Raw genomic sequence first — 8,728 nt, forward strand, 5'->3', positions numbered from 1 at the left:
CTATCGGGCTCATCCATACAGCTTGGATAGGTGGAGTGATGGTGTTTGTAGCCGTAATATTAACAGGTTGGAGTCGAGCTCTCGAAAGTAAAGATAGAAAGTGGGAAGGAATGAAAGAAGGGAATAGTAAGAAAGGTGAAGCGTGTTAGGGTAAGAAACTTATTAATAATTTCCACGGTCAAATAATATGTCAAGGGATCATTGCATCCCTTCAGTGAATGCGGAAGATTCCTTGAAGGGATGTAATGATCCTTTAGGGCATTATATGAATTCAATTAATAGAAATTTGGAGGTAGATTGATTATGGTGAAAAATTTACAAGATACAACAACGTTGCACAACGGTGTTAAAATGCCTTGGTTCGGCTTGGGCGTATTTAAGGTAGAAGAAGGTCCTGAATTAGTAAATGCGGTCAAAGTGGCGATTAAACATGGCTATCGCAGCATTGATACGGCAGCAATTTACGAAAATGAAGAAGGAGTTGGGCAAGGAATCCGTGAGGGGCTAAAAGAAGCTGGAATCTCAAGAGAGGATTTATTTGTAACTTCAAAAGTTTGGAATGCAGATTTAGGATACGAATCCACAATCGCAGCATACGAAACAAGCTTAAAGAAACTTGGCTTAGAGTATTTAGATTTATATCTTATACATTGGCCTGTCGAAGGAAAATATAAAGAAGCTTGGAAAGCATTAGAGACTCTTTATAAAGAAGGAAAAGTAAAAGCAATCGGAGTAAGTAATTTCCAGATTCATCATCTTAAAGACGTAATAAAGGACGCAGAAGTGAAGCCTATGGTCAATCAAGTCGAATGTCATCCACGCTTGACTCAAAAAGAAGTACAAGCATTTTGTAAGGAACAAGGAATTCAACTAGAAGCTTGGTCTCCATTAATGCAAGGTGAATTACTGGATAATGAGGTATTACAAGAAATTGCGACTAAGTATGGCAAATCTGTTGCACAAGTCATTTTACGTTGGGATTTACAAAATGGGATTGTAACGATTCCAAAATCAACAAAAGAACACCGTATAGTAGAAAACTCATCAGTATTTGATTTCGAATTGACTGAAGAAGATATGAATCGAATCAGCGAATTGAATCAGAATCATCGGGTTGGTCCAGATCCTGACAATTTCGACTTTTAATTAATGTAGGGAGATAGACGAGAGTGTGCGTCTATCTCCTTTTCAATAACTGTTATTATTTCTTCTCATAACCTTATTTAGGAAGTCGGACATAGGAAATAAGCCCGCATTCTGATGAATGGGGCGCAAAATTTCATGTAACCTATACAGCGTTATCCATACGAGTCATTCATTCTCCTGAAGACTGTTCTTTACATTAATAAAGAATTTCAATGCAGTGTCGATATCACTGGTCTTTAATGATTTTTCAAGTGTTTCATTAACCGTTGTTAGTATTTCTTTAAGTCGTAGCTCTCCCCGGTCTGTTATGGTTGCACATACACCACGGCGATCATCTTCATATCCAAGCCTTTGAATGACACCACAACTTTTATTTTCCATTCTTACAGAAAGTCTGGACATTGCACTTTGGCTTAAGCCTACTAACTGCTGCAATTCTAATAGCCTCAGTTTTTTTGCCGGTGTTTTCGATAAAAATAATAGAACATAAAACTCATTTAAAGTCGTTTGGTGTCTTGCTTGCAATATTCGATCTAGCTCATTTGAGAGCTCGGCATGAATACGTGTAAAGGATAGCCATGTATTTATAAGGTTTTGTTCACTGGACAATTATTTTCGCCTACCTCTGCTTACTTATTTTAAATATAACATAAATAAAAATAAATGTACCAACAGAGGATAACGTTTACAACATCAGAATTAGGTGTTCAAGAGAATCTGATTAATTGACACAAAGTTATCAAGATGATATAAATGCATGTGCATGCATTAAAAAATAATCTGTAAGGGAGATATAAAAAATATGACTCATTTATTTTCACCTTATCGTATAAAAGAGCTTGAACTTAAAAATAGGGTTGTTATGCCACCAATGTGCCAATACTCTGTCGAAGCCGAGGATGGTATCCCTACAAATTGGCATCTTCATCATTATGTAAGCAGAGCAGTTGGCGGAGCTGGATTAATTATAGTAGAGATGACCGATGTAGAGCCGGACGGACGTATTTCGAATGGTGATCTTGGATTGTGGTCTGACGATCAAGTTGAAGCTTTCGCCAAAATTGTTAAAGAAGTTCATCAATACGGTGCAAAAATCGGTATCCAAATTGCTCATGCAGGGCGTAAAGCACAGGATGCAGAAACGCCGGTAGCACCATCAGCCATCGCGTTTGACGAAACGTTTAAGACACCAAGAGCTTTGGAGACGGAAGAAGTTAGGGAAATGGTCGATAAATTCCGTAACTCAGTTAGAAGAGCCGTTCAAGCAGGCTTTGACGTTATTGAATTGCATGGGGCACACGGATATTTAATTCACCAATTCACATCGCCACTTACGAATAAACGTGAAGATGAATACGGAAAAGACTTAACTAAATTTGGAGTAGAAGTAATTAAAGCAGTGAAAAGCGAAATGCCGGCTGATATGCCTTTAATTATGCGTATTTCTGCAAAAGAATACGTGGAAGGCGGATACGGTCTGGAAGAAAGTATTGAGTTTTCCAAAGTCTTTAAAGAAGCCGGTGTGGATATGTTCCATGTCAGCTCTGGCGGAGAAGGCCCAATTGGAGCAGACGGAAGACCGGGCACGCATGCTAGCTATCAAACGCCATTGGCTAGGGAAATTAAAAAAGCTTTGGATATTCCAGTGATTGCTGTAGGTAGATTAGATGATCCAATTCTTGCAAACTCAATCATTGGAAATGAAGAAGCAGACTTGGTGGCCGTAGGAAGAGGGATGTTGCGCAACCCTTACTGGTCTCTAGAAGCATCTAAAACTTTGAATAAACAAGTTAAGATTCCTAAACAATATGAGTTAGGTTTCAGACATTAAGAATGATTCATTAGTTCAAAATAAAACGCTAGCGAAAATGATATTCGCTGGCGTTTTATTTTTTAAATTAGCTGCCTTGTTAGGTGCTATTATCAGAATTGTTTATAGACATAATAAAAAGATGAGTGTTTTTTAAAATAGGGGTTCAGTTCCTCACCATCTAAATGGATGGAGGACTGGACTTTTTTCATGTAGTATAAATATGGGAACATATTACAAATAAGGCCGAACATCCGAGGGTATATACCATACTATTAGACATGTACTTCGCGAAAGGACTTTAGTTAATGGATGGAGGAGTAATATGGGGGAAAATTAAAAACAATTTCTAGGATTAGCATGTTTTTTAACATTTCTAATGATAATGTGTATGCTTTTTATTAATTCTTATTATAGTCATCGAGGTATAATGGATGCCAGTAATAAATGTTTTGATCATAATGGAATGCCTATGGTAGAAAAAAGTGAAAATGCATTTTCAATTAGCTGGTCGGTTGGATGTGAACCTTAAATGTCCATAATCCATAAAGTAATGTTTGGCTGGAATATTTGTTATAATAAATAAGAAAAATTAAACAATAATTTGAGGTGCTAAGTATGGAAGAAATCAAAATCATTACAACAGAAGAAGTGGAAGCTAAGCTTGAGGCAGGCGAAGCTATGGAGCTTGTTGATGTACGTGAAGACGAAGAAGTGCAAGAAGGCATGATTGAAGGCGCTAAACATATTCGTATGAATGATATCCCAGCCAACCTTGACTATTTTGATAAAGAAAAAGAATATATTTTTATCTGCCGTTCAGGACGCCGCAGTGAAAATGTGTGCCATTATCTTCAGGAACAAGGCTATAAAGTGGCAAACATGGTTGGCGGAATGCTTGAATGGGACGGCGAAGTTATCGTTAAGTAATGGGTTTTTTCAAAAAAACTTGTTACTTTTGTAAGCGGAAATCTAAGAACGTAACGTTTTATTACAATAAAGAAAGAAAAAAGATTACTGTTTGTTCACAATGCCGGGAATATGCGGAAAGACGTGCATATTTAAAGGCATGACGCAGGAGCCCTTTCACCATGTAAGGGCTCTTTTGTCTTTAGTCAATCCTATATCTATAGAACCTTTTATCAAGGTTATAACTAAAGAAATTGTCCGGCAAATCCTTAACGCAGATACTCTTATACCCATGCTTTTTCATAAAATAGCGTAGTGGTTCCGAGATAGATTTTTTTCTCTCACCCAACTCATGGCTGTTTCAAATAGAAGATGAGTTTGAAAAAGGAAAATGGTGATTATATGTTAAAATTAGGATGTTGAAATCTGAAAATATAGATAAAGGAGCGTCCGCTGAATGAATGTTTATAAAATAGCGGTCATTGCGGGAGATGGAATTGGTCCCGAAGTGATCAATGAAGGCGTGAAAGTACTAAACAAGGTGGCTGAATTATCTGGGGATTTTTCGTTCGAGTTTACATATTTTCCTTGGGGCTGCGAATATTATCTCGAGCACGGGAAGATGCTGCCCGACGATGGTATGGAGCAGTTGAAGAAGTATGAAGCCGTGTATCTTGGGGCTGTCGGTTATCCTGGCGTTCCGGACCATATTTCACTAAGGGAACTTCTGCTGAAAATCAGAAAGCAATTCGATCAATATGTGAATGTTCGTCCTGTTAAATTGCTTCAGGGAGCACCTTGTCCGTTAAAAGACGTGACGCGTGAACAAATCGATATGGTAGTCATCCGTGAGAACAGCGAAGGCGAATATGCAGGTGCTGGTGATTGGTTATTCAAAGGGAAGCCAGAAGAAGTCGTGCTGCAGACGGGGGTTTTTTCGCGAAAAGGAACGGAGAGGATCATCCGCTATGCGTATGAACTGGCGCGCAAGACAGGAAGAACACTAACTAGTATAAGTAAGGCGAACGCATTGAATTATTCGATGGTTTTTTGGGATCAGGTTTTTGAAGAAGTCGGACAGGAATATCCTGATGTAGAAACACACTCCTATTTGGTTGATGCGGCAAGCATGTTTTTTGTTAAACAGCCGGAACGGTTTCAAATCGTTGTCACATCCAATTTGTTTGGTGATATCATCACCGATTTAGGTGCAGCCATTGCAGGTGGGATGGGTCTGGCGGCCGGTGCCAATTTAAATCCGGAACGAGTCTATCCTTCGATGTTTGAGCCGATTCATGGTTCAGCGCCGGATATTGCTCATCAAGGCATTGCCAATCCACTTGCTGCTCTTTGGTCAGCGAGTCAGATTCTTGATTTCTTTGGGCATGAAAATTGGGGCGCAAAAGTATTAGATGTGATCGAACAGGTAATGGTTGATAAAAAGACCCTGACTCCTGATATGGGCGGGGTATCTTCTACAGAAGAAGTCGGCAATGAAGTAGTGGCTTTATTATCCGCTTTGAAAACCAGTCAGGTATAATTTTAAGGAAAAATGGGAATCCTGCTCAATAACTATCATTATAGTAAAAAGGGCAGGGGAGAGCCGATGATTCAAGTGAAATTATTTGATTATGAGCATGAACAGGACTTAGAAGATGAAATGAATGTCTTCCTTGAAGACATCCGTGATAATCAAATTGTAGATATCAAATACAATGTCGCCACTACAGGTGATGAGGAAGAGAAACAGATTTACTGCTTTAGCGCGATGATTATTTATAAGAAAAGATAAAGGCTGAACTGCCCTATCATTTTAAGTCATATAAATAAAACCATTATTAGACTACCCTTTGCTTTTAACCGAGCGGACTGAGGTAGTCTAATTTTGTAGCTCTACAACCTTCAAAGCCGAAAGCGATCTTGTAAGGAATCGCAAAAGACATACTCCTAAGGTACTAACATAATCATTGGAGTAGTCAAATGAAAAAGGGGGGCATGTCGTCTAAGTTGCGTAAATCCTAGATTTATAGAGAGCCGTTAGGATGATGTCACTTCCCCGCCATTGACATGAAGTGTTTGTCCGGTAACAAAACGTGAATCATCGGAAGCGAGATAGACAAAGGTAGGGGCTAGTTCAAAGGGCTGGCCTTGGCGTTCCATTGGATTGTCAACTTGGGTAACTTCGTCTGCGGAGAAACTAGAGGGGATGAGGGGGGTCCATACCCGTCCAGGAGCAACAGCGTTTACCCGGATGCCTTTATCTACTAGACTGTTTGCCAGTGCACGAGTAAAACCAATGTTAGCCCCTTTAGTTGCTGTGTAATCAATCAATTGTTTATGACCTTTAAAGGCCACAACGGAAGATGTATTAATGATAGAACTTCCTGCTTTTAAGTACGGAAGGGCTGCTCGAGTTGTGTAAAAGTGTGAATAGATGTTTACTTTAAAGGTATTATCGAACTGCTCATCCGTGATCTCTAGCAAGCTTACTTGCTGAAATTGAATACCGACGTGGTTACAAAGAATATCTAGCTTTCCAAATGTTTCGATGGTTTCTTCCACGATATGGATACATTGCTGTTTTTCTCTTAAGTCACCAGGCAATAATAAGCAATGTTGTCCAAGCTCTTCAATTCTCGATTTTGTTCGATTGGCATCCTCATGTTCATCCAAATAAGCAATAGAAACATCTGCGCCTTCTTTTGCAAAAGCAATCGCTACTGCTGCACCAATCCCGCTGTCACCTCCTGTTATAAGTGCGACCTTTCCTGTTAATTTAGTAATTAAGGTTTTCAATGATTGGTTGGGGCACCATTAGTTTTTCTACACCGGGTTGGAGATATTGGCGCTGTTCCGGAACCGTGATAGGAATGTCTTGGTAACGTGTGATCTTTCCATAGTTGGGATACATGGGATAGTCTTGATCGGATGCCTTCTTTTGATTGTCTTGTGACATGAGGAATCCTCCTAAAAAGAATATAGTCGGCTTACCTTATGTCAAATAGGCTATTGCCGTGCATGATAAAATCGAATAAACCAGCTTAAGTACCGGCTCATTGCTGTGCAATTTGAATATGCTGAAGGGTAGAAAAAAAGACTTTGGAGGCCTCATTATGCAATATTATTTTAGCGAAGAAGTGAAGTTGCTCTTGGTCGGACAGTCGGATGAAAAAGTAGAGTTGTTATACGATTTTAATTCCTACACTTTTGAAATGCCCCTCATAGGACCTAGACCGCCTTATTATTGTAATCCACGTTATGTACCCTATTATCCTGTGATTTAAATTGTGATTATAGTGCACAGCCTAAATAAATTAGTAGTTTAAAGAGAGACGCTTAACATCGGAATTTGTACATTAAGCAATATATCATACTTAGGCTACCTTTGCTTCGTAACAAGCGGACAGAGGTAGTTCGCTATACTATTATATTGTAAATATTCACACTAGTTTCTACTTAAATTTTGTATAAAAAACAGATTATAGTATTCATTGAATTTTACAAACACACGAATAATAGGTAAAGTTAGACATAATACACTGTGGTGACTGATGTATTAAAAGGGGAGATCCATTTTGGATAACAATATGAAACAACTGATTAAAGATATACAGCAATCGAACGGGGCCCATATATTATACTGTTTTAATGAACTGGAAACCTACATGGAGAATGAGGCTATGTTCATTATTTCCGGTGTTGAGCAGGGGGATCATATCTTGGTCGTCGAAAATGATCGAATCTTTCCTTTCGTATATAAGAAATTGCAACTTCATTTAAATGAGGAGCAATTGGCGAAAGTGCATCATATTAATAATTTTGATTTTTATTGTTTTCATGGCGATTTCCATCCTTCAACGATGGTTAAATATTTCTTGGAAAATATCGATACATATTCTGAAAGGAATATGTTCATCAGAACCTGGGGCCATATTGAATGGGGAAATGACGACCAAGTTTTGGATGCAATAGGTGAATATGAAAAAGGTATTGATAAATTGATTACTGAACGAGGCTTGATTTCTGTATGTGCTTATGATGATTACAGAGTACCTGCCGCGCTTAAATCAAACTTGATTAAATATCATAGAGTTCTCATAACCGATGATAAAATTACGATTTTGGCTAACTGAAATTACTAATAAGGAGAGAGGGATTTGGAGAGTTTTACTGAACGAGTGATTACGATTATTCAACATATTCCCGCCGGAAAAGTGATGACATATGGGCAGATTGGACAGCTTGCTGGAAGTCCCCGCGGTGCAAGACAGGTTGTTAGGATTCTTCATTCTAGCAGCGGAAAATATAACCTTCCTTGGCATAGGGTGATCAATGCCAAAGGTGAGATTGGTATAAAAGCAGAAGACGCCGCGTCCCACCAGAAATGGATGCTAGAAAGCGAAGGAGTCACATTCACAGATCGGGACACAATTGATTTAGAAGTATATCGCTATCATCCAGAGAGTTTTTAATGGTGGATTAAATGCTCTCGTAATCGGGTTTGTGGTCGGGAAAATTCCGCGAAGCCGCAATTGAGACGTGAAGGACGAATTAAATCCGCGAAGGTCGGAATACTCGACGAGAAGGACGAAATAAATCCGCGAAGGTCGAAATACTCGACGAGAAGGACGRAATAAATCCGCGAAGGTCGGAATACTCGACGAGAAGGACGAATTAAATCCGCGAAGGTCGAAATACTCGACGTGAAGGTCGGAATAATTCAGCGAAGGCCGAATTCCTCGATGTGAAGGACGAAATAAATCCGCGAAGGCCGAAATTGAGACGTGAAGGACGAAATAAATCCGCGAAGGTCGGAATACTCGACGAGAAGGACGAATTAAATCCGCGAAGGTCGAAATACTC

The 8,728-nt window shown here is 39.1% G+C and carries 8 protein-coding genes and 2 pseudogenes; 8 read left to right on the forward strand and 2 right to left on the reverse strand.

What is annotated here, in order from left to right; all coding sequences use genetic code 11:
- Positions 1–149, forward strand: a pseudogene (locus AC1DUW_RS15970) (MFS transporter); the annotation flags it as partial.
- 154 nt (positions 150–303) lie between these two features.
- Positions 304–1,146 (forward strand): aldo/keto reductase, encoded by an 843-nt coding sequence (locus AC1DUW_RS15975; RefSeq protein WP_053347396.1) that lies wholly within the window; start codon positions 304–306, stop codon positions 1,144–1,146.
- Positions 1,147–1,311: 165 nt separating this feature from the next.
- On the opposite strand, the gene AC1DUW_RS15980 is transcribed toward AC1DUW_RS15975, so the two are convergent.
- Positions 1,312–1,755, reverse strand: coding sequence for a MarR family winged helix-turn-helix transcriptional regulator (locus AC1DUW_RS15980; protein ID WP_083450842.1), 444 nt, complete (start codon positions 1,753–1,755; stop codon positions 1,312–1,314).
- Positions 1,756–1,948: 193 nt separating this feature from the next.
- Between AC1DUW_RS15980 and AC1DUW_RS15985 the strand changes: the two genes are divergently transcribed.
- From AC1DUW_RS15985 to AC1DUW_RS16000, 4 genes are all read left to right on the forward strand, one after another.
- Complete coding sequence (locus AC1DUW_RS15985; RefSeq protein ID WP_477642943.1) at positions 1,949–2,977, forward strand: NADH:flavin oxidoreductase/NADH oxidase; 1,029 nt, start codon at positions 1,949–1,951, stop codon at positions 2,975–2,977.
- Between the two features lie 597 nt (positions 2,978–3,574).
- On the forward strand, positions 3,575–3,886 hold the full coding sequence (locus tag AC1DUW_RS15990; protein WP_034309364.1) for a rhodanese-like domain-containing protein: 312 nt from the start codon (positions 3,575–3,577) through the stop codon (positions 3,884–3,886).
- A gap of 436 nt (positions 3,887–4,322) precedes the next feature.
- Positions 4,323–5,405: a tartrate dehydrogenase gene (locus AC1DUW_RS15995; protein WP_053347394.1), complete on the forward strand. Its 1,083-nt coding sequence runs from the start codon at positions 4,323–4,325 to the stop codon at positions 5,403–5,405.
- Between the two features lie 66 nt (positions 5,406–5,471).
- Entirely contained in the window at positions 5,472–5,657 is a 186-nt protein-coding gene (locus tag AC1DUW_RS16000; RefSeq protein ID WP_477642944.1) for a sporulation protein Cse60, read from the forward strand.
- A 245-nt stretch (positions 5,658–5,902) separates the two neighbouring features.
- Here the strand turns inward: AC1DUW_RS16000 and AC1DUW_RS16005 are convergent.
- A pseudogene (locus AC1DUW_RS16005) lies at positions 5,903–6,821 on the reverse strand (SDR family oxidoreductase).
- 619 nt (positions 6,822–7,440) lie between these two features.
- Here AC1DUW_RS16005 and AC1DUW_RS16010 point away from each other — a divergent pair.
- Entirely contained in the window at positions 7,441–7,998 is a 558-nt protein-coding gene (locus tag AC1DUW_RS16010) for an MEDS domain-containing protein (RefSeq protein WP_477642945.1), read from the forward strand.
- Between the two features lie 24 nt (positions 7,999–8,022).
- A complete protein-coding gene (locus tag AC1DUW_RS16015) occupies positions 8,023–8,337 on the forward strand; it encodes an MGMT family protein (RefSeq protein ID WP_083450841.1) in 315 nt (104 codons plus the stop codon).
- Positions 8,338–8,728: the final 391 nt, after the last annotated feature.

This window comes from Peribacillus sp. P4_C12 (assembly GCF_056402095.1).

What these genes read in the sequence shown, in the direction of transcription:
- AC1DUW_RS15975 (WP_053347396.1), top strand. Translation starts at nt 304, where the DNA reads ATGGTGAAAAATTTACAAGATACAACAACGTTGCACAACGGTGTTAAA.
- AC1DUW_RS15985 (WP_477642943.1), top strand. Translation starts at nt 1,949, where the DNA reads ATGACTCATTTATTTTCACCTTATCGTATAAAAGAGCTTGAACTTAAA.
- AC1DUW_RS15990 (WP_034309364.1), top strand. Translation starts at nt 3,575, where the DNA reads ATGGAAGAAATCAAAATCATTACAACAGAAGAAGTGGAAGCTAAGCTT.
- AC1DUW_RS15995 (WP_053347394.1), top strand. Translation starts at nt 4,323, where the DNA reads ATGAATGTTTATAAAATAGCGGTCATTGCGGGAGATGGAATTGGTCCC.
- AC1DUW_RS16000 (WP_477642944.1), top strand. Translation starts at nt 5,472, where the DNA reads ATGATTCAAGTGAAATTATTTGATTATGAGCATGAACAGGACTTAGAA.